Origin of the sequence: Bacteroides sp. PHL 2737 (assembly GCF_004115325.2) — a bacterium.
GTDB lineage: Bacteria > Bacteroidota > Bacteroidia > Bacteroidales > Bacteroidaceae > Bacteroides > Bacteroides hominis.
This window is the reverse complement of the sequence record NZ_CP040630.1, coordinates 2,166,489-2,187,701: the sequence shown is the minus strand read 5'-3', so window position 1 is coordinate 2,187,701 and position 21,213 is coordinate 2,166,489. Positions and strand designations below refer to the sequence as shown.

The 21,213-nt window shown below is 43.8% G+C and carries 16 protein-coding genes and 2 tRNA genes; 14 read left to right on the top strand and 4 right to left on the bottom strand.

Going from position 1 to position 21,213, the window contains the following annotated elements:
* The first annotated feature begins 6 nt into the window (after positions 1 to 6).
* From DBK98_RS08870 to DBK98_RS08860, 3 genes are all read left to right on the top strand, one after another.
* Positions 7 to 2,010, top strand: coding sequence for a RagB/SusD family nutrient uptake outer membrane protein (locus DBK98_RS08870; RefSeq protein ID WP_005818574.1), 2,004 nt, complete (start codon positions 7 to 9; stop codon positions 2,008 to 2,010).
* A 938-nt stretch (positions 2,011 to 2,948) separates the two neighbouring features.
* Positions 2,949 to 6,215 (top strand): TonB-dependent receptor, encoded by a 3,267-nt coding sequence (locus tag DBK98_RS08865; RefSeq protein ID WP_005810109.1) that lies wholly within the window; start codon positions 2,949 to 2,951, stop codon positions 6,213 to 6,215.
* Between the two features lie 15 nt (positions 6,216 to 6,230).
* Positions 6,231 to 8,282: a RagB/SusD family nutrient uptake outer membrane protein gene (locus DBK98_RS08860; protein ID WP_005810111.1), complete on the top strand. Its 2,052-nt coding sequence runs from the start codon at positions 6,231 to 6,233 to the stop codon at positions 8,280 to 8,282.
* A gap of 253 nt (positions 8,283 to 8,535) precedes the next feature.
* On the opposite strand, the gene guaA is transcribed toward DBK98_RS08860, so the two are convergent.
* Together guaA and mscL are read right to left on the bottom strand one after the other, a co-directional pair.
* On the bottom strand, positions 8,536 to 10,059 hold the full coding sequence (gene guaA, locus DBK98_RS08855; protein WP_005775702.1) for a glutamine-hydrolyzing GMP synthase: 1,524 nt from the start codon (positions 10,057 to 10,059) through the stop codon (positions 8,536 to 8,538).
* 30 nt (positions 10,060 to 10,089) lie between these two features.
* Positions 10,090 to 10,530: a large-conductance mechanosensitive channel protein MscL gene (mscL, locus tag DBK98_RS08850; protein WP_005775701.1), complete on the bottom strand. Its 441-nt coding sequence runs from the start codon at positions 10,528 to 10,530 to the stop codon at positions 10,090 to 10,092.
* Positions 10,531 to 10,669: 139 nt separating this feature from the next.
* Here mscL and gap point away from each other — a divergent pair, with 139 nt between their 5' ends.
* The 7 genes from gap (at position 10,670) to DBK98_RS08815 (ending at position 17,979) form a co-directional block, all read left to right on the top strand.
* Positions 10,670 to 11,671: a type I glyceraldehyde-3-phosphate dehydrogenase gene (gap, locus tag DBK98_RS08845; protein WP_005775699.1), complete on the top strand. Its 1,002-nt coding sequence runs from the start codon at positions 10,670 to 10,672 to the stop codon at positions 11,669 to 11,671.
* Positions 11,672 to 11,916: 245 nt separating this feature from the next.
* Positions 11,917 to 13,992 (top strand): M3 family metallopeptidase, encoded by a 2,076-nt coding sequence (locus DBK98_RS08840; protein WP_032535679.1) that lies wholly within the window; start codon positions 11,917 to 11,919, stop codon positions 13,990 to 13,992.
* Positions 13,982 to 14,479, top strand: a complete 498-nt coding sequence (locus DBK98_RS08835; protein ID WP_005775696.1) for a DUF4847 domain-containing protein — start codon at positions 13,982 to 13,984, stop codon at positions 14,477 to 14,479. Before DBK98_RS08840 ends, DBK98_RS08835 begins: the two co-directional genes overlap by 11 nt.
* Positions 14,480 to 14,490: 11 nt before the next feature.
* Positions 14,491 to 14,928 carry a dCMP deaminase family protein gene (locus DBK98_RS08830; protein ID WP_005775695.1) on the top strand — a complete coding sequence of 146 codons (438 nt, stop codon included), beginning with the start codon at positions 14,491 to 14,493 and terminating at the stop codon, positions 14,926 to 14,928.
* Between the two features lie 78 nt (positions 14,929 to 15,006).
* The gene (locus DBK98_RS08825) at positions 15,007 to 16,734 is read left to right on the top strand and encodes a S41 family peptidase (RefSeq protein ID WP_005810117.1); all 1,728 of its coding nucleotides are present in this window, start codon (positions 15,007 to 15,009) and stop codon (positions 16,732 to 16,734) included.
* A complete protein-coding gene (locus DBK98_RS08820) occupies positions 16,664 to 17,194 on the top strand; it encodes a 5-formyltetrahydrofolate cyclo-ligase (RefSeq protein ID WP_032535650.1) in 531 nt (176 codons plus the stop codon). Before DBK98_RS08825 ends, DBK98_RS08820 begins: the two co-directional genes overlap by 71 nt.
* Positions 17,191 to 17,979 (top strand): histidinol-phosphatase, encoded by a 789-nt coding sequence (locus tag DBK98_RS08815; protein WP_032535649.1) that lies wholly within the window; start codon positions 17,191 to 17,193, stop codon positions 17,977 to 17,979. Before DBK98_RS08820 ends, DBK98_RS08815 begins: the two co-directional genes overlap by 4 nt.
* Positions 17,980 to 18,099: 120 nt before the next feature.
* Here the strand turns inward: DBK98_RS08815 and DBK98_RS08810 are convergent, their stop codons facing one another.
* The gene (locus tag DBK98_RS08810) at positions 18,100 to 18,390 is read right to left on the bottom strand and encodes a DciA family protein (protein WP_005775689.1); all 291 of its coding nucleotides are present in this window, start codon (positions 18,388 to 18,390) and stop codon (positions 18,100 to 18,102) included.
* The gene (locus tag DBK98_RS08805; RefSeq protein ID WP_005775688.1) at positions 18,387 to 19,499 is read right to left on the bottom strand and encodes a DNA replication/repair protein RecF; all 1,113 of its coding nucleotides are present in this window, start codon (positions 19,497 to 19,499) and stop codon (positions 18,387 to 18,389) included. The genes DBK98_RS08810 and DBK98_RS08805 overlap by 4 nt, the downstream gene beginning before the upstream one ends.
* A 160-nt stretch (positions 19,500 to 19,659) precedes the next feature.
* Here DBK98_RS08805 and DBK98_RS08800 point away from each other — a divergent pair, with 160 nt between their 5' ends.
* From DBK98_RS08800 to DBK98_RS08785, 4 genes are all read left to right on the top strand, one after another.
* A complete protein-coding gene (locus DBK98_RS08800; protein WP_005775687.1) occupies positions 19,660 to 20,343 on the top strand; it encodes a tol-pal system YbgF family protein in 684 nt (227 codons plus the stop codon).
* A gap of 85 nt (positions 20,344 to 20,428) precedes the next feature.
* Positions 20,429 to 20,923, top strand: coding sequence for a 6,7-dimethyl-8-ribityllumazine synthase (ribH, locus tag DBK98_RS08795; RefSeq protein WP_005775686.1), 495 nt, complete (start codon positions 20,429 to 20,431; stop codon positions 20,921 to 20,923).
* Between the two features lie 72 nt (positions 20,924 to 20,995).
* A tRNA-Tyr gene (locus DBK98_RS08790) sits at positions 20,996 to 21,078 on the top strand.
* Between the two features lie 8 nt (positions 21,079 to 21,086).
* A tRNA-Gly gene (locus DBK98_RS08785) sits at positions 21,087 to 21,159 on the top strand.
* The last annotated feature ends 54 nt before the right edge of the window (positions 21,160 to 21,213 follow it).

Here is a 21,213-nt window from a genome sequence, read left to right as displayed (position 1 = left end):
GGAAATATGAAACTAAAAAATATCTTTATTCAAACATTCTTTATGGCAGGAGGCGCAATAATGCTTTCTTCCTGTAATGATTTCCTTGACAGGGAACCCCTTGCTTCTGTGACCCCAAAAGAATATTTCCAAACGGTAGACCATCTGGCAGCCTATACCATTTCACAGTACAACGGACTGTTTTCAACCCACGGGGGATTCAGTGCAGGTACCTTAAATAACGACAAGAACACTGATAATATGGTAGCTGGAGGATATAGTGCCTCTTATTTTGAAAAAGGACAATGGAAAGTACCTAACAACGATGGAGACAACTGGAATTTCTCGAGAATCCGTTATTGTAACTATTTCTTCGAACAAGTGCTTCCTAAATATGAAGCCGGTTCCATTTCAGGATCAGAAGCCGATATCAAGCACTACATTGGAGAAATGTACTTCATCCGTGCCTGGACTTACTTCCAAAAGTTACAAATGTTTGGTGATTATCCTATTATCACAGAAGTGCTTCCCGACCAGAAAGAGATTCTGATGGAGAAATCCGTACGCCAGCCACGCAATATGGTAGCACGGTTTATCCTTGAAGATCTGGATAAGGCTGCTGAATATATGCACGAACAAGGCTTTAATAACAACAACCGCCTGAACAAGGCATGTGCATTGCTCATCAAATCACGTGTAGCACTATATGAAGCTACCTTTGAAAAATACCATAAAGGCACAGGACGTGTACCGGGAGACGATACATGGCCAGGAAAATCAGTACATGCAAATTTCTCTCTTGATGTGGCAAGTGAAATAAACTTCTTCTTGGATCAAGCTATGGATGCCGCACAGCAAGTAGCCGATGCTATAACCCTAACTTCCAACAGTGGCTTGATCAATCCGGAAAGCGCAGATGCTATCAATGGATGGAATGATTATTTTGAAATGTTTGCAGCCGAAGATATGAGCAAATATTCTGAAGTTCTGTTCTGGAAAGATTATTTGCGTTCTGCCGATATCAGCATTACTCATGGGACACCGGCCTACATCTATTCGGGAGGAAACAATGGCATGCTGAAAAGTTATGTGGACTGCTTCTTAATGGAAAATGGATTGCCTTGGTATGCAACCAATACATATCAGGGAGACGTAACAATTATGAAAGTAAAAGCAAATCGCGACTTACGCTTACAGTTATTTTTATTAGGCGAAAACGATATGTTACCTTCAAATTATGATGGTGACGGACTATTACATGAATTTGAACAACCGAACCTAATTCCGGCAGAAACCCAGATACGTGATCAAACAGGTTATCGCATCCGTAAATGCCTGACTTATGATCATACTCAGATTTACTCGGGACAAAGTCAAGCTACTACAGGATGTATCGTATTCCGTGGTGTAGAAGCCCATCTCAACTATTTGGAAGCTTATTATCTGAAGAACGGAAACATTTCGGGAAAAGCCGCAGATTATTGGAAAGCAATCCGCCAACGTGCAGGAGTAAATACAAACTATCAGGCTACTATTGATGCTACTGACCTGACTCAAGAAACGGACTTAGCAAAATATTCCGGAGATAAAACGGTAGACGCTACTTTATATAATATACGCCGGGAACGTCGTTGTGAATTTATAGGTGAAGGTATGCGCTGGGATGACTTGATACGTTGGCGTGCAATGGATCAAATGATTACAAATAAATTTATTCCCGAAGGATATAACTTTTGGGAAGAAGCCTATAAAACATTTGATCCGGGGACAGACAATTCAATAATAGATGATCCGGATAATGCAAAAGCTAACATTTCTTCTCGTACTATTAGCAAATATCTGCGTCCTTTCTCTATTGTTAGAAAAAACAATCCTGCATTCGATGGATTCACATGGGCTAAAGCTAATTATCTACGTCCTGTTCCAATTCGCGAAATGGAATTACTTTCACTTGATGAAAAAGTAGAAACATCTGTTTTATATCAAAACCCATACTGGCCAACAGTATCCAATGGGGTTGCAATAGAATAAAAAGTATTGATTTTTAGTATAATAAATAAGGTGTTGTGCGGTAAGAGATTTATAGCAACACTATAAGGTTTAAAAAAGGAAAATTGGAAAAGGGTGTCCGTGAGGATACCCTTTTTTGCGTTCACTATCTCCGCTCTGATAATACGAAAGCCACTCCCCGCCACTCGTCAACCGTGTATAGAGACTCACAGTAAATCCTTATTGAATTCCTTTGAAATCAGAAGAGAATCAAAACAGCAAACAATATGAATTATCGGGAAGTGAAAAGAACTTCAGTCACTAAGAGAAATAAAAAAGATGGAATAAAAAGACGGAAAGAATAGCAAAGTTCTCCAGGTACTTATTTATGATTAATGGCCCAGAATATCTTTACCTAATATTAAGTTAACAAATACATTGTATTCATAACAAGTCACTCTGTTTCGAGGCAAAGATAAGAAGAACTTTTAATAAACAATAAATTGAGAAGCATTTTTTTATTTATATCATAAAATATGTTCCCAGGTTTTATAAAAGCCTCAACTATTCACAAAACAAAGTAGACTATTAGTAATACACAATGTTATCGCTAAAAGCCCATAATTCGGTTTCTAACAGGCAAATCCCAAAGCAGAGAAGACAAAATAAAATTCAGGGATTAAATAAATTATGATTTTAGTCGCGTCTGGAACTTCGATAAACAAGTTTAATGCTTCATGATCTATTAAGTACCTGGAGTACTTAATAAAAAATGAAAGAGATTGGCATTATCAGCACAGTTCAGAGAGGAGAAAAACGAGAAAGGAAATACAGGAGAAATACAATAACCCTAATTCGATAAGCTTATGAAATAAAAAAACAGAAAGAAACTTTAAACTCAAACTCCGAAGCGACCAAGCTCCATCGGAAAACCTAAAAACAAACTATTCAAATTTATGTTTAACCGAACAATTTAGTGTATGACAGAAAAAACTAACCTGTTTCCGAGCCTAATCTGGCTTCGAGAAACAAATCGCCTGAAAATGGCAATCGCTGCTTCTATCATGCTATGGTGCGCAACACCGCAGCAAGCAGCAGCCAATACTTACGAAGAACACGGAATTGAAACTGTACAGCAGGCCAACACCAAAGTAAAAGGTACAATAGTGGACGAAACCGGAGAACCCATGATCGGCGTATCCGTAAAAGTCCTGGCAAACAATACAGGTACAATCACGGACCTGAATGGAAAATTCTCTATCGACGCCCCTAAAGGAAGCACAATTGAAATTTCATTTATCGGTTACAAAACCGTCACAGTGAAGGTAGACGGCTCTCCTATCAACATTACGATGAAAGAAGATTCACAACAGTTGGATGAAGTGGTCGTAGTGGGTTATGGCTCACAGAAAAAGGTCAATGTGACCGGTTCTGTCAGCATGGTAGACTCTAAAGTAATTGAGTCTCGTCCGGTACAAAACGTATCTCAAGCACTTCAAGGTGTAATCCCGGGATTAAACATGTCAGTGGGAAGCAGTGGTGGTACTCTGGACAGTAGCCTGAATATCAATATTCGCGGTGGTGGTACCATAGGCGAAGGTTCAAGTGGCAGTCCGTTAGTGCTGATTGACGGTATCGAAGGCGATATGAACACAGTAAATCCAAATGATATTGAAAATATTTCGGTATTGAAAGATGCTGCCTCCTCTTCTATTTATGGTGCACGTGCTTCGTTTGGTGTTATCATGATCACAACCAAAAGCGGTAAAGCCGGTAAAACCAGAGTCAACTACTCGGGTAATGTACGTTTCTCGGACGCGATCCAAGTACCCGAAATGGTAGACTCTTATACATTCGCACAATACTTTAACAGAGCAAGTACAAACGGTGGAGGTAATCCGGTGTTTAACGACGATGCCATGACCAGAATTAAAAACTACATCGATGGAAAATACACTGACCCGACACAACCCGAATACTACGGAACCGTAGCCGGAGCCGATGGGAAGTGGCAAAACTACGGCGGTGCTTTTGCCAACACTGACTGGTTCTCCGAGTTTTACCGCGATTGGGTACCTTCTACAGAACATAACCTCAGCATCAGTGGAGGTACTGAAAAACTGACTTACATGATCAGTGGAAGTTTCCTTGACCAGACCGGCTTGCTGAAACATGGTGAAGACAAATTCAACCGTTACACCCTGAATGCAAAAATCTCGGCAAAGCTGACAGACTGGGTCACTTTGAATTATACCAGCAAATGGACACGTGAGGACTATCACCGCCCGACATACCTGACCGGTTTATTCTTCCACAATATTGCACGCCGCTGGCCGACTTGCCCGGTAATTGACCCGAATGGACATTACCAGCGTGACATGGAAATCGTTCAGCTGGAAGACGGAGGTAAACAGACAAGCCAGAAGAACTGGTATACGCAACAGTTACAGGCTGTTTTCGAACCGGTTAAAGACTGGCGCATCGTGGCAGAAGGAAGTATGCGCACATATATCCGCAAACAACATTGGGCTGTATTGCCTATTTATGCTTACGATGTAAACAACGAACCATATCTTCTTTCTTGGAACGGTGGTGCCGCAGGTTATTCGGAAGTGCAGGATTCACGTGAAGACGAAGACTACTTCTCTACCAACATCTATTCGGACTTCACCAAAACACTGGGCGATCATTACTTTAAAGTTATGGGTGGTTTCAATGCCGAACTTTATCGTCCAAGCGGCCTGACCGGTTTCGGTACAGATCTGATCAGTCCGGAAGTTCCCTCACTGGGATTGACTCAAGACAACAAAAAGGCCAGCGCATGGCAACGTGAAAGAGCTATCGCCGGTTTCTTCGGACGTGTCAACTATAGCTACAAAGAACGTTATATGCTGGAAGCTAACTTACGTTACGACGGCTCTTCCCGCTTTATCGGTGACAAACGCTGGGGACTCTTCCCTTCATTCTCTGCCGGATGGAACATTGCACGCGAAACATTTTTCGAACCGTTGACCAAAGTGGTCGGCACATTGAAACTGAGAGGTTCTTGGGGACAGCTCGGTAACAATAATACGGACAATACAGACGCATGGTATCCGTTCTATCAGAATATGCCAACCGGAACAGCCTCTTCAGGATGGTTGCTGGGCGGTAAAAAACAGAACACAGCAGGTCTTCCGGGCATCGTTAGCAGCTTGATGACATGGGAAACCATCGAATCATGGAACGTAGGTCTCGACTGGGGATTGTTCAATAACCGCTTGACCGGTTCGTTTGACTACTACAACCGTTACACTTACGACATGATCGGCCCGGCTCCTACACTACCTTCTGTTTTGGGTGCCAGCGCTCCTGCCATCAACAACTGTGACATGAAGTCTTACGGATGGGAACTCGAACTCTCATGGAGAGACCGTGTTCAACAATTCAACTACGGTGTTCGTTTTGTACTGTCGGACAACATGCGTAAAATCCTGAAGTATCCGAATCCGACAATGTCTCTGGATAAACACTATGGCGGTAAGATTCTTGGAGATATCTGGGGATACGAAACAGTAGGAATCGCACAGAGCCAGGAAGAAATGGATAAGCATTTGGCAAATGGCGGTACACCGAACTGGGGAACAGCCTGGGGTGCAGGTGACATCATGTATGGCAATATCGACGGTAAAGATGGTGTTAACAACGGCTCAAACACACTGAACGACCACGGTGACCTGAAGGTAATCGGCAATAATACTCCGCGCTACAACTTTGGTTTAACACTGGACGGATCCTGGAAAGGCCTCGACTTCTCTATCTTCCTGCAAGGGGTAATGAAAAGAGACTACTGGCTGGACGGCCCGTACTTCTGGGGAGCCAATGGCGGACAATGGCAATCTGCCGCCTTCACAGAGCACATGGATTACTGGCGCCCGGAAGGTGACCCTCTGGGAGCCAACACGGGAGCTTACTATCCGAAACCTTACTTCAACACCGACAAAAACCAGCGCACACAAAGCGGTTATCTGCAAAATGCTGCTTATTGCCGTCTGAAGAACATGCAAATCGGATATACTTTGCCGAAAGCATGGACCAAGAAAGCCGCTATGGAGTCAGTACGTATCTATGTATCAGGAGACAATCTGCTGACGTTATCTGATATCAGTGGTGTATTCGACCCGGAATTGCTGGGTAGCGACTGGGGTGATGGAAAACTGTATCCGTTGCAGAGAACTATTTCAATCGGTTTAAATGTTAACTTCTAATTCATCGAACGAACTATGGGACTAAAATTAAAACATATATACTTCTGCTCATTAATAGGAATGGGCGGATTGGCAATGACTTCGTGTGAAGACTTCCTGGATCGGGCACCACTCAGCCAAGTGACTCCGGAAGCCTACTTCACTACGGTGGACCAGGTAGGAAGCTATATCATTAATTACTATAATGACTATCTTGAAAACTCCAATGGTACCAAAATGTATCATCAGACAGCATGGAACTCGGGTGTACAACGCAATGATGCCAACACGGACAACCTGTTGGCTGATGAAAGTAATCTGAATTACTTTGCAGGCAACTGGCAAGTAAGTGAAGGTAAAACAATACAAACCCCGCTAAATCGTATTCGTACCTGGAACTATTTGCTTGAGCAAGTGTTACCTAAAGAAGAAGCCGGTACCATCCAAGGCTCTGCCGAAGAGTTGAGCCATTATATTGGCGAAGCTTATTTTTTCAGGGCACTGGCCTACTACAATGCTTTAGTGAAATTCGGAGATTATCCAATTATTGAAAAAGTATTGCCGGACCAGAACGAAGTATTGATTGAAAACAGCAAACGTGCACCCCGTAACGAAGTGGCCCGTTTTATTCTCAAAGATCTGGATACTGCTATCAGCCGCTTGAAAGATCAGGGTTTTAAAGACAATCAACGCATCAACAAACAGGTGGCTCAGTTATTTAAATCGAGAGTCGCTCTGTTTGAAGCCACTTTTGAAAAATATCACCAAGGGACAGGACGTGTACCGGGAGATACAGATTGGCCGGGTGCTAAGATGAGTTACAACAGTGGTAAAACCTTTAATATCGCAGGTGAAATAGACTTCTTCCTGACCGAAGCCATGAACGCTGCCGCAGCAGTAGCCGATCGGGGCACACTGACGGAAAATTCTCATGTGATGGGTCCTGAATACGGACAGATATATGACTGGAATCCATATTTCGAAATGTTCAGTACCCCCGATGCTTCCGGTTACAGCGAAGTGTTGTTGTGGAAACAATATATCAAATCATTGAGTGTTTCCCATTGCGTTCCGGCACGTTTGAAGAACGGTGACCGCACCGGACTCACTCGCGCACTTATCAATAGTTTCGTAATGAAGAACGGTTTACCTATCTATGCTTCCGGCTCAGGCTATCATGGAGACGTTACCATCTCAGAAGAAAAACAAGACCGCGACGAACGTCTGCAATTGTTTGTATGGGGTGAAAAAGATGCGTTACTTACTGATACCAAGAATACGGCAGTGGCTGATACGGGTGTAGTGATCCACTTCGAAAAACCAGGTATCATTTCGGAACAGGAACAGACTCGTGATGTAACAGGATATCGCCCACGCAAAGCCTATACATACGATGACGATCAGAGTAAGAGTGACGAATTGTTGGGAAGCAATGCTTGCATTATTTTCCGCACGGCAGAAGCTAACCTGAATTACATGGAAGCCTGCTACGAAAAGACCGGTTCGCTGGATGCCAAAGCCCAAGGATACTGGAAAGCACTTCGCCGCCGTGCCGGTGTAGATGAAGATTACACCAAAACAATCGCCGCTACAGATCTGACACAGGAAAACGACCTGGCAGTCTACTCCGGTGATAAAATGATTGATGCAACTCTCTACAATATCCGTCGCGAACGCCGTTGTGAATTTATCGGTGAAGGTATGCGTTGGGATGATTTGAAAAGATGGCGTTCATGGGATCAGCTGCTTACAAAGCCTTACATCATTGAAGGTGTAAACTTCTGGGATGCCGCTTACAAGAACTATACAAAAACAGTAGACGGTAAAGAAGTTTCGGCAGTAGTTGCCGATGGTACAACAGAAGCTAATGTCTCGCAGAAAGAAGACAGCAAGTATTTACGCCCGCTTCGCAGAACGAAAACAAACAACCAGTTGTATGACGGTCTGACTTGGCGCAAAGCATACTATCTGGATCCGATCGGTTTACAAGACATGCAACTGACAGCTACCAATCCGGAAGACATCAATACTACGGTAATGTATCAGAACCCGTATTGGCCGATGGCTGCCGGCAAAGCACTGGAGTAAAAGTTTTCCAATAGGAACGAAGTATAATAATATAGAATTTTACTAAGTATTGATTTTTAGTATAATAATAAGATGTTGCGGTAAGAGATTTATAGCAACTACATAAGGTTTAAAAAAGGAAAAAAGGGAAGGGAGGTCCGTGAGGATGTCCCTTTTCTGTTAAATCATAATCGCATTGTACGTACATCAAAAAAGGAAAGCCGCCCGAATTTCTCCGAACGGCTGTCTTTTATATATACCATCTTCAAACGGCTTATTCCCATTCAATCGTTGCAGGTGGTTTTGAACTGATATCGTAGGTTACACGGTTTACACCTTTTACCTTATTTATAATATCATTTGACACTTTACCGAGGAATTCATAAGGCAAATGCGCCCAGTCGGCTGTCATGGCATCTGTTGAAGTCACAGCACGCAAAGCTACTGCACGCTCGTATGTACGTTCGTCTCCCATTACTCCTACAGACTGAACCGGAAGCAAGATAACACCTGCCTGCCATACCTGATCGTATAACCCCCAGTCGCGTAAACCTTGAATGAAAATATCGTCAGCATCCTGCAAGATACGCACCTTTTCGGGAGTAATATCACCTAAAATACGAACCGCAAGCCCCGGCCCCGGGAAAGGATGACGGGTAATCAAGTGCTCGGGCATACCTAACTCACGACCTACACGACGAACTTCATCCTTGAACAGCAAACGAAGCGGTTCACAAAGTTTCAGGTTCATCTTTTCAGGAAGTCCACCCACATTGTGGTGACTCTTGATAACAGTACCGGTGATGGAAAGAGACTCGATGCAATCCGGATAGATAGTACCCTGAGCCAACCATTTCACATCTTTCAGTTTATGTGCCTCTTCATCGAATACATCGATAAAGCCTTTACCTATAATTTTACGTTTGCGTTCGGGCTCGGTTACACCTTCCAGTTCTGAGAAGAACTTACGGCTGGCATCTACACCGATCACATTCAGTCCGAGGCATTCGTAATCATGCATTACATTCTTGAATTCGTCTTTGCGGAGCATACCGTGGTCAACGAAAATACAAGTCAGATTCTTACCGATGGCCTTGTTGAGCAGCACAGCGGCTACTGAAGAATCAACTCCTCCGCTTAAACCTAATACTACTTTGTCATTGCCCAACTGAGCCTTCAATTCGGCAACAGTACTTTCGATGAACGATGCCGGGCTCCAGTCCTGCTTGCATCCACATACATCGACAACGAAATTACGAAGCATCTGTGTACCGTCCTCACTGTGGAAAACTTCCGGATGGAACTGTACGCCCCACACTTGTTCACCTTCCACCTGATAAGCGGCAATAGCCACTTTGTCTGTAGACGCAATCGTTTTAAAATTCTCAGGAACAGCAGTAATGGTATCACCGTGGCTCATCCATACCTGCGTACCCTCTCTCACACCTTTGAACAACACATTGTCCTTGCAGAAAGAAGTCAGGTGAGCACGTCCATACTCACGGGTACCTGCCGGTTCTACTTTGCCACCATTGGTATACGCCATAAACTGTGCACCATAGCAGATGCCCAGAATGGGGTATTTACCTCTGATTTCGCTCAAATCAACCTTGAACGCACTCTCGTCATACACGGAGAAGGGGCTTCCCGACAGAATCACTCCCTTGACAGTTTCGTCGTCTTTGGGGAACTTGTTATAGGGGACAATCTCGCAATACGTATCCAACTCGCGCACCCGGCGACCGATAAGCTGCGTGGTCTGTGAACCGAAATCAAGTATTATAATTTTCTCTTGCATATATAGATATGTTATGAATTTGGCGCAAAATTACTGCTTTTCTTTCAATAAATCACGTATTTCAGTCAACAATATCTCTTCTTTTGTAGGTGCGGGCGGTGCAGCAGGAGCAGCAGGCGCCTCAGCTTTCTTCTGGGTCAGCTTTGTAATCAGTTTAATAAATAAGAATATAGAAAAAGCGATAATAAGAAAATCGAAAGTTGCTTGCAGAAAGTTACCATAATTCAAGGTAACAGCAGCCGCAGTTTCTTTCCCATCAGCTCCGTACTGCGCAGCTTTCATTACCCATTTCAAGTCCGTAAAGTTCACTCCCCCAATAAGTAACCCCAAGGGAGGCATAATGATATCGGCTACAACCGACGAAACGATTTTGCCAAAGGCACCACCAATAATCACACCGACAGCCATATCCACCACATTCCCTTTCATGGCGAAAGCTTTAAAGTCTTGTAAAAAAGTACTTTTTCCCATCTTTTTTTATATTTAATATGAATTTAATATGCGAATATAAAAACATTTTCTTACTTTTGCACCGCATTCTAATGAAACAAATGCAAATTTAGAAAAGTATTTGAACAAATATTATAAAACCCTTAAAAGTTTAAACAAAATGATTAAAGTAGGTATTAACGGTTTTGGCCGTATCGGACGTATGGTATTCCGTGCAGCAGTTAAGAACTTTGGTAACGACATTCAGATCGTAGGTATTAACGACTTGTTGGATGCTGAATACTTGGCATACATGCTGAAATATGATTCAGTACACGGTCGTTTTGAAGGCGAAGTTGCTGTAGAAGACGGTGCTCTGATTGTAAACGGAAACAAAATCCGTCTGACTGCAGAGATGGATCCTGCTAACTTGAAATGGAACGAAGTTGATGCTGACGTTGTAGTTGAATCAACTGGTTTCTTCCTGACTGACGAAACAGCTCGCAAACATATCCAGGCTGGTGCTAAGAAAGTTATCATGTCTGCTCCTTCTAAAGACTCTACTCCTATGTTCGTATATGGTGTAAACCACACTTCATACGCTGGACAGGACATTATCTCTAACGCTTCTTGTACTACTAACTGCTTGGCTCCTATCGCTAAAGTATTGAACGACAAGTTCGGTATCGTTAAAGGTTTGATGACTACAGTTCACGCTGCTACTGCTACTCAGAAAACAGTAGACGGTCCTTCTAAGAAAGACTGGAGAGGTGGCCGTGGTATCCTGGAAAACATCATCCCGTCTTCTACAGGTGCTGCTAAAGCTGTAGGTAAAGTATTGCCGGTATTGAACGGTAAACTGACTGGTATGGCATTCCGCGTTCCGACTTCTGACGTTTCTGTAGTTGACCTGACAGTTGTTTTGGAAAAAGCTGCTACAATGGAAGAAATCAACGCTGCTATGAAGGAAGCTTCTGAAGGCGAATTGAAGGGTATCCTGGGCTATACTGAAGATGCAGTTGTTTCAACTGACTTCCGTGGTTGCGCTAACACTTCAATCTACGACTCTAAAGCAGGTATCTCTTTGGATTCTAACTTCGCTAAAGTTGTTTCTTGGTATGACAACGAATGGGGTTACTCAAACAAAGTTTGTGAAATGGCTCGCGTTATCGCTGCTAAATAATCAAGCTAAGATACAATATATGGAAAGCTGTTTCGGGAAACCGGAACAGCTTTTTTATTTTACAGCTCACCCTAAAAAACGTACGAAGACACGGAATGCTTATTTTACAGTTCTGCTCTTCTCTCCGTCTCCCATAGCAAAAACTACAGTGAAACACGTTAAATAAGAAGAAAACTATACGGAAGTCTGTGATACTCTGTGGTGAAATTTGTAATTTTGTAAATGTAACATTGATATTACTTGATATGACAAATATAGCAAATGCACAAAATCCATTCTTCGAGAAATATACAACTCCGCATGGAACCGTTCCTTTTGATAAAATAAAAACAGAACATTATGAACCGGCCATTCGCGAAGGTATCAGCCGTCAGGCAGCAGAAATAGATACCATCGTCAACAATCCGGAAACTCCTACATTTGCTAACACCATTCTGGCCTACGAACAGTCCGGAGAATTACTCGACCGGGTAACAACCGTATTCGGCAATTTACGCAGTGCCGAAACGAATGATGACTTGCAGCAGATTGCCCAGGAAATGATGCCGCTGCTAAGTGAGCACAGCAATAACATCAGCCTGAACGAGGCACTGTTTGAACGCATCAAAGCTGTGTACCTACAAAAAGATTCTTTAGGACTGACCCTGGAACAAATGAAACTTCTGGAAAATGCCTATGACGGATTCATCCGTCGCGGAGCCAACCTACAAGGCGAAGCCAAAGAAAAATACCGTGAATTAACCAGAGACCTGAGCAAACTAACGTTGGACTTCAGCGAAAACAACCTGAAAGAGACCAATAACTATCAGCTGGCACTGACAGACAAGAGCCAACTGGACGGTCTGCCTGAAAGTGCTATAGAAGCCGCAGCCGAAACAGCACGGGAAAAAGGAGTGAATGGATGGGTATTCACACTGCATGCCCCCAGTTACATTCCCTTCATGACGTATGCCGACAACCGTAATTTACGCCGCGAACTCTATATGGCCTACAATACGAAGTGCACGTACAATAATGAATATAACAACCTGGAAATTGTAAAAAGGATAGTCAATATCCATATGGAAATCGCACAATTACTGGGTTATGACAATTATGCAGAGTATACACTGAAGAAACGCATGGCCGAAACCAGCGATGCTGTATATACCCTTCTCAACCAACTGCTGGATGCTTATACTCCCACAGCACGCAAAGAATATGAAGCAGTACAGGAGTTAGCCCGCAAAGAGCAGGGAGACGATTTTGAGATAATGCCCTGGGATTGGAGCTACTACTCCAACAAGCTGAAGGATCAGCAATTCAACATCAACGAAGAGATGCTTCGTCCCTACTTCGAACTGAACAAAGTGAAAGCGGGAGTCTTCGGATTAGCCACTCGATTATACGGAATCACATTCCACAAGAACCCCGATATTCCGGTATATCATAAGGATGTGGATGCTTATGAAGTAATGGACAAAGACGGTAATTTCCTTGCTGTGCTCTATACGGATTTTCACCCGCGTGAAGGTAAACGCTCCGGTGCCTGGATGACAGAATTCAAAGGCCAATGGATAGAAAGCACAGGCGAGAACAGTCGCCCGCACGTATCGGTAGTGATGAACTTCACCAAGCCGACAGAAAGCAAACCGGCTTTGTTGACTTATGACGAAGTAGAAACTTTCCTCCACGAGTTCGGACATGCTTTGCATGGAATGTTTGCCAACTCAACTTACCAGAGCCTAAGCGGGACGAATGTCTATTGGGATTTCGTAGAACTCCCCTCACAGATTATGGAAAACTTCGGCATCGAGAAAGAGTTTCTTCATACCTTTGCCAGCCATTATCAGACAGGAGAGCCTTTGCCCGACGAATTAATCCGGAGACTGGTAGATGCCTCTAACTTTAATGTAGCGTATGCCTGCCTCCGCCAAGTCAGCTTCGGTCTGCTGGACATGGCATGGTATACCCGCAACACTCCATTCGACGGAGACGTAAAAGAGTACGAACGCCAGGCATGGTCCAAAACACAGATACTGCCTATGGTACCGGAAACTTGTATGAGCACTCAGTTCTCACACATATTTGCCGGAGGATATTCGGCCGGATACTATAGCTACAAATGGGCGGAGGTTTTGGATGCGGATGCGTTCTCTCTGTTCAAGCAAAAAGGAATCTTCAACAAAGACGTAGCTGACTCCTTCCGAAGTAACATTTTGTCGAAAGGCGGAACAGAACACCCGATGGTACTATATAAACGTTTCCGGGGACAAGAGCCTACCATCGATGCATTACTTATCAGAAACGGAATAAAAAAAATAGAAAGATATGAAATATAAATACTTATTATTACTACTTTTGATGCTCCCTTTTGTATGCGGATGCAATGATTCGGACGATGTGAATGGTATCTTTACCGGAAAAGTATGGAAACTGACGTACATAACTAAAAAGAATGATCATAAACCTTATGATTTCTGGGGTGACAAAGATAAATACGAGCAGTCCATCAAGAATTATATCAATAAGGAGGGTGCATACACCATCAAGTTTGAGGGAGAAAACATAGACAATGTCATCAGCGGAAAATTTAACGGAACGCTTCTGACACATACCTATACAGGAACCTGGAGCGCCAACGGTGAAAGCAATGCCTTCTCCGCCTCAGTAAAAGGTTCTGAAAGTGATCCGTTAGGATTCAGCAACAAGTTTGTCGAAGGACTCAACAGAGCTACTTCGTATAAAGGAAATTACGACAACCTTTTCATCTATTACAAGGATGAGGGAGGCAGGGACTTATGTCTTGTATTTCATGTTGATAAATAATATAGCAGCGAATGGACACAGCAAACAGAAAACAATCAGATTTAGACAAACGTTATATCCGAATGGCTGCCATCTGGTCGGAAAATTCTTATTGTCAGCGCCGTAAGGTAGGAGCGCTGATTGTCAAAGATAAGATGATTATCTCGGACGGATACAATGGGACGCCATCGGGCTTTGAGAATATTTGTGAAGATGATAACAATGTGACTAAACCCTATGTCCTGCACGCCGAGGCCAATGCCATCACCAAAATAGCACGCTCCAACAACAGCAGTGACGGAGCCACGATGTATGTTACAGCTTCGCCTTGCATCGAATGTGCTAAACTCATTATACAGGCAGGCATCAAACGAGTGGTATACTCCGAGCACTACCGCCTGGAAGACGGAATAGAATTGCTGAAACGTGCAGGTATCGAAGTCGTTTTCGTCGATACAAGTGAAAAATGAAACAACATACATAAATAACTGACTACAACACAGCTCTACCCTGCAGTTTGTCGTCTGTAGCCAATAATGATTAAAGATATGAGTACAAAGAACTCTTCACGATTTACCCCTGTCATCATTGCTATCAGTGTGGTAATCGGAATTCTGATAGGTACATTTTATGCCAAGCACTTTGCCGGCAACCGGCTCGGCATTATCAACGGATCTTCAAACAAGTTGAATGCCCTGCTACGCATTGTCGACGACCAGTACGTGGACACTGTCAACATGACCGACCTCGTGGAGAAGGCAATGCCACAGATTCTGGCAGAGCTGGATCCCCACTCCACCTACATCCCGGCACAAAATCTGGAAGAAGTGACATCGGAACTGGAAGGCAGCTTCAGCGGTATCGGTATCCAGTTCACCATCCAGGACGACACCATACACGTAAACAGCGTTATTCAGGGAGGTCCTTCGGAAAAAGTAGGACTGATGGCAGGTGACCGCATCGTAATGGTGGACGACAGTTTATTCGTAGGGAAGAAAGTGACCAATGAACGTGCCATGCGCACTCTGAAAGGCCCGAAGGGTACTCAAGTGAAACTGGGCGTGAAACGTGCTACAGAGAAAGAACTTCTGAACTTCACCATCACACGTGGTGATATTCCGCAAAACACCATCGACGCAGCTTATATGCTGACAGATGACTTCGGCTATATACAAGTCAGTAAATTCGGTCGTACCACACATGTGGAACTACTGAACGCCATTGCTCTCCTGAATCATAAGAACTGCAAAGGACTGATTATCGACTTACGTGGCAACACAGGAGGCTATATGGAAGCCGCAGTGCGCATGGTCAACGAATTCCTACCCGAAGGTAAACTGATCGTATACACAGAAGGACGCAAATACCCTCGTGCCGACGAGTTTGCCAACGGAACAGGCAGCTGCCAGAAGATGCCTATCATCGTACTGATCGACGAAGGTTCGGCTTCAGCCAGCGAAATCTTTACCGGTGCTATCCAGGATAACGACCGCGGTATGGTTGTAGGACGCCGTTCGTTCGGCAAAGGTCTGGTACAGCAACCCATCGATTTCAGCGACGGCTCAGCTATCCGCCTGACCATTGCCCGCTACTATACTCCATCCGGACGCTGTATCCAACGTCCTTACCAGAATGGCAAAGACCGCAACTACGAAATGGATTGGCTGACGCGTTATGAACATGGAGAATACTTCTCGAAAGACAGTATCAAGCTCGACGAAAATCTGCGCTACTCTACAGCTCTGGGACGTCCGGTATACGGTGGTGGCGGTATCATGCCGGATGTATTCGTTCCACAAGATACAACGGGTGTTACTTCATATCTGACCGAGGTACTGAGTAAGGGACTTACCATTCAGTTCACGTTCCACTATACGGATAACAACCGCGATAAGCTGAAGAAATATGAAGATGAAGAATCATTGTTGAACTACCTGCGCCGCCAGGGACTGGTCGAACAGTTCATACGCTATGCTGACAGCAAAGGAGTCAAACGGAGAAATATTCTGATTCAGAAATCATATAAGTTACTGGAAAAGAGCATTTACGGTAATATCATCTACAATATGCTGGGAAAAGAAGCCTATATTCAATATCTCAACCAAAGCGATCAGACTGTGAAAAAGGCTGTCGAACTGCTTGAGAGCGGAGAAGCATTCCCCAAGGCTCCCGTCAGCGTAGAACCTCAAAAGGAGGAAAAGAAAGATGGAAAGAAAAAAACAACTGCGCAAGTGGATAGCACAGGAGAAGAAGAAATACTCCGACTCTACGCTTAAGGCATTGTCGGAGAAGGTGCTAACCACCCTTGAAGCATACCCTGAATTCCAAAAAGGGCATACCATACTGCTCTATCACTCAATGAAGGACGAAGTACAGACTCACGCCTTCATTGAGAAATGGAGCCGGTCAAAGAAAATTATACTTCCCGTAGTGATAGGTGACGAATTAGAACTACGTGTCTACACAGGACCTCAGGATCTTGCCATAAGTTCGTATGGCATTGCCGAACCGACAGGAACACGATTCACCGATTACCGGGCGATCGATCTGGCAGTCATTCCGGGTGTCGCTTTTGATCGGCACGGACATCGTTTAGGGCGCGGCAAAGGTTATTATGACCGTTTACTCCCTCAGATCGCGGCACCCAAAGCCGGAATTTGTTTCCCGTTTCAATTGATTGAAGAAGTTCCTGCAGAAGAATTTGACTTCCGCATGGATACCGTCATAGCACAATGAAAACGAATTATCATACACATACCACTCGCTGTATGCATGCCGTAGGAAACGACGAAGACTATGTGCGCAGCGCTATCAAAGGTGGTTTTCAGGAACTGGGCTTCTCTGACCATAGTCCGTGGAAGTATCATACGGACTTTGTATCAGATATACGTATGCTGCCAGAGGAATTACCGGAATACGTAGAAAGTATCCGCGCCTTGAAAGAAAAATACCGCAACCGGATCAGTATCAGAATCGGATTGGAATGCGAATATTTTCCCGAATACACCCATTGGCTGAAAGAAATCATTAGAGAGTACCGGTTGGACTACATCCTTTTTGGGAACCATCATTACCACACCGACGAAAAGTTTCCATACTTCGGACACCACACTACCAACCGGGACATGCTCGACCTCTATGAGGAAAGCTCTATTGAAGGAATGGAGAGCGGACTATTCGCCTATCTGGCCCACCCCGACCTCTTTATGCGCTCCTATCCGGAATTCGATACACATTGTACCAGCATTAGCCGCCACATCTGCCGGGCTGCGGCACGACTGAACATCCCGTTAGAATACAATGTCGGTTATATGGCCACCAATGAAGCCCGGGGAATAATGACCTATCCCTGTCCACAGTTTTGGCACATTGCGGCCAATGAAGGATGTACAGCCATCATCGGACTGGATGCACACAACAATCTCGATTTAGAAAATCCGGTCTATTACGACCGGGCTTGCAAAGAGCTGAAAGAGTTGAAAATGCCGGTCATAGATACCATTCCATTCCTGGAATATTAAGCAAACAACGTTTCACTGAAACAGAGGCTTTATCCACTCCGGACAGAAGCTCTGTTAACCAAGAACGAAGGCTCTGTTTGTATCAAACAGAGCCTTCGTTCTTGGTAGAGATAACGGCTGTCAGCGAAAAATAATATTAGTAATCACCGTAGCACCGACTTTCTGGTTAAGATTACGAACCAGCAGTTCCCTTCCCATCATCAACTCCTGACGAAGGGCAGCAGAAGTCAAATGCACATATAATACTTGATTACGAATATATAAATCTCTTGTATACGACATTATAGTAGGTCCCAACACTGTTTCCCACGAATCCAGCAAACGCTGTTCGTTCAGTGGAGATTCCAGACTCTCTTGACGTAGATATTTCTGAATCAGTTTGCCAATAGGCTCCGCATCATTCCGTTTCATTGGTCTTTTTCCTCCATTTCATTAATTGCCCCGTTTTCTACACGGAACATTTTATAATCACTGCCTACCTTATATAATATACGATCCAAATGCTCACGATTTGTATCCGTTATAAAAATCTGCCCGAAATTGTCACCCGCTACCAACTTCACGATTTGTTCTACGCGCGAAGCATCCAGCTTGTCGAAAATATCATCCAACAGCAACAAAGGCACCGTGCTTCCCGTACGTTTCAGAAAATCAAACTGGGCAAGCTTCAACGCTACCAGATAAGTCTTGTTCTGCCCCTGTGAACCTTCCCTTTTAATGGGAAAGTCACCCAGTAACATATTCAACTCGTCCTTATGTATCCCCCGGAGTGAATATCCCATAATCTTATCCCGTACCCGACTCTCCTTCAAGACTTCAAGCAGAGAAGCCCCCCTTGCATGTGACTCGTAAGTCAGCCCTACCTGCTCCTTATCCTGCGAGATATACGAATAGAATGACTGGAATATAGGGATAAACTCACTGATGAATGCCTCCCGCTTCCGGAACACCACCTCACCGGCCTGTGCCATCATTTCCTCCCAAACCAAAAACAATTCTTCTTCCACCGGCTGTTCACTCTTCAGCAGCGTATTTCGTTGCACCAATGCTTTATTGTAACGGATCAAAGCATCCAGATACTCTTTGTCATACTGTGAAATAACCACATCCATAAACCGGCGCCGCTCGTCACTACCACCGGCTATCAATTCCGAATCGGCCGGCGAAACCATTACCAAGGGAATAAATCCGATGTGATCCGACAAACGGGAATATTCTTTCTTATTGCGTTTGAATTGTTTTTTCGACCTGCGCTTCATTCCACAATAAATCTCCTCAGGCGTTCCGTCCATCGCCTCGTAGAACCCCTGAATCACAAAAAAGTCCTGTTCGTGACGAATATTCTGCGAATCAATCGGATTTCCGGCACTTTTACAAAAAGACAGAAAGTAGACAGCATCGAGCAGGTTGGTTTTTCCCATCCCGTTCTGTCCGAAAAAGCAGTTCAACTTAGCCGAGAAATTCAGTTCCACCTGCTCCAGATTCTTATAATTCAGTATAGATATACGCTTCAGTATCATGTATGCACATTGAGTTTGGTTACAAAAGTAGAAAGATTTTCGGGGTTTTAGGCCGTAAAACAAAAAAAGATGCCTCTAAATTTCGTTTATATATATAAAAAAACTACTTTTGCTGACCAAAATATCCAGTTGAAAAAATAACAAAAAGAATCATATAAAAATGGCAGAACAAAAGAACCACAACAACGAACTGAATGTGGAAGATGCACTGACACAGTCGGAAGCATTTCTTGTTAAAAACAAAAAAGCAATCATTGGCGCCGTTGTAGCCGTAATCGTAATCGTAGCAGGCGTGATCCTCTACAAGAATTTCTATGCAGAACCCCGTGAAGAAAAAGCGCAGGCTGCTCTTTTCAAAAGCGAACAGTACTTTGAACAAAGCGCATACGAGCAGGCACTGAACGGTGATAGTATCGGTTCTATCGGTTTCCTGAAAGTAGCCGATCAATTCAGCGGAACCAAAGCAGCCAACCTGGCAAAAGCTTACGCCGGCATCTGCTACCAGAATTTAGGTAAATATGACGAAGCAATCAAAGCACTCGACGGCTTCAGCGGAGACGACCAGATGGTGGCTCCTGCCATTCAGGGTGCCATTGGCAACTGCTACGCTCAGTTAGGCCAACTCGACAAAGCAGCTTCAACCCTTCTGAAAGCAGCAGACAATGCTGATAACAGCACTCTGAGCCCCATCTTCCTACTGCAAGCCGGAGAAATCCTGATGAAGCAAGGCAAAAACGATGATGCTGTAAAAGCCTTCACCAAGATCAAAGACAAATACTTCCAGTCTTATCAGGCTATGGACATCGATAAGTACATCGAGCAAGCCAAACTGCTGAAAAAATAATAACGGGGTATATACCTTATTATATAGAAAGCTACCCAAACGAACCTGGGTAGCTTTTTTTAAACCAACCAAAAACATATATATTATGGCAACAGCATATCATAACTTATCTGATTACGATTTTAATTCGGTTCCGAATGCAGAAGAAATGAAATTCGGTATCGTTGTTTCCGAATGGAACGCCCATATCACCGGCGCCCTGCTGGACGGAGCTGTGAAAACTTTAAAGAAACACGGAGCAAAGCAAGAAAATATTCTGGTGAAAACAGTACCGGGAAGTTTCGAACTAACTTTCGGCGCCAATCAAATGATGGAAAATTGCGATGTAGATGCAATTATTATCATTGGTTGCGTAATTAAAGGAGATACTCCACATTTTGATTATGTTTGCATGGGAGTGACACAAGGTGTCGCACAACTGAATGCAACTGGCGATATACCAGTTATTTACGGATTAATTACTACCAATACCATGGAGCAGGCTGAAGATAGAGCCGGCGGCAAACTGGGTAATAAAGGAGACGAATGTGCAATTACTGCAATAAAAATGATCGATTTTGTTTGGAGTTTAAATAAATAGTTGTATCTTTGCATCGCAATTGAGAAACAAACCTACTTAAGAGAAAGCAAAGGGACTCAAAAGCGAACAAAAGGGCAAATACCAGAGTGGCCAAATGGGGCAGACTGTAAATCTGCTGTCTTTCGACTTCGGTGGTTCGAATCCATCTTTGCCCACAAAAATTGCGGAAGTAGCTCAGTTGATAGAGCATTAGCCTTCCAAGCTGAGGGTCGCGGGTTTGAGCCCCGTCTTCCGCTCTAAAGAGAATCTGAGAAATTAGATTCTCTTTTTTTATATATAACCCTAACATC

Bases quoted from the DNA above. Each gene is read 5' to 3' on its own strand.
- DBK98_RS08870 (WP_005818574.1), top strand. From the start codon at position 7: ATGAAACTAAAAAATATCTTTATTCAAACATTCTTTATGGCAGGAGGC.
- DBK98_RS08865 (WP_005810109.1), top strand. From the start codon at position 2,949: ATGACAGAAAAAACTAACCTGTTTCCGAGCCTAATCTGGCTTCGAGAA.
- DBK98_RS08860 (WP_005810111.1), top strand. From the start codon at position 6,231: ATGGGACTAAAATTAAAACATATATACTTCTGCTCATTAATAGGAATG.
- guaA (WP_005775702.1), bottom strand. From the start codon at position 10,059: ATGCAAGAGAAAATTATAATACTTGATTTCGGTTCACAGACCACGCAG.
- mscL (WP_005775701.1), bottom strand. From the start codon at position 10,530: ATGGGAAAAAGTACTTTTTTACAAGACTTTAAAGCTTTCGCCATGAAA.
- gap (WP_005775699.1), top strand. From the start codon at position 10,670: ATGATTAAAGTAGGTATTAACGGTTTTGGCCGTATCGGACGTATGGTA.
- DBK98_RS08840 (WP_032535679.1), top strand. From the start codon at position 11,917: ATGACAAATATAGCAAATGCACAAAATCCATTCTTCGAGAAATATACA.
- DBK98_RS08835 (WP_005775696.1), top strand. From the start codon at position 13,982: ATGAAATATAAATACTTATTATTACTACTTTTGATGCTCCCTTTTGTA.
- DBK98_RS08830 (WP_005775695.1), top strand. From the start codon at position 14,491: ATGGACACAGCAAACAGAAAACAATCAGATTTAGACAAACGTTATATC.
- DBK98_RS08825 (WP_005810117.1), top strand. From the start codon at position 15,007: ATGAGTACAAAGAACTCTTCACGATTTACCCCTGTCATCATTGCTATC.
- DBK98_RS08820 (WP_032535650.1), top strand. From the start codon at position 16,664: ATGGAAAGAAAAAAACAACTGCGCAAGTGGATAGCACAGGAGAAGAAG.
- DBK98_RS08815 (WP_032535649.1), top strand. From the start codon at position 17,191: ATGAAAACGAATTATCATACACATACCACTCGCTGTATGCATGCCGTA.
- DBK98_RS08810 (WP_005775689.1), bottom strand. From the start codon at position 18,390: ATGAAACGGAATGATGCGGAGCCTATTGGCAAACTGATTCAGAAATAT.
- DBK98_RS08805 (WP_005775688.1), bottom strand. From the start codon at position 19,499: ATGATACTGAAGCGTATATCTATACTGAATTATAAGAATCTGGAGCAG.
- DBK98_RS08800 (WP_005775687.1), top strand. From the start codon at position 19,660: ATGGCAGAACAAAAGAACCACAACAACGAACTGAATGTGGAAGATGCA.
- ribH (WP_005775686.1), top strand. From the start codon at position 20,429: ATGGCAACAGCATATCATAACTTATCTGATTACGATTTTAATTCGGTT.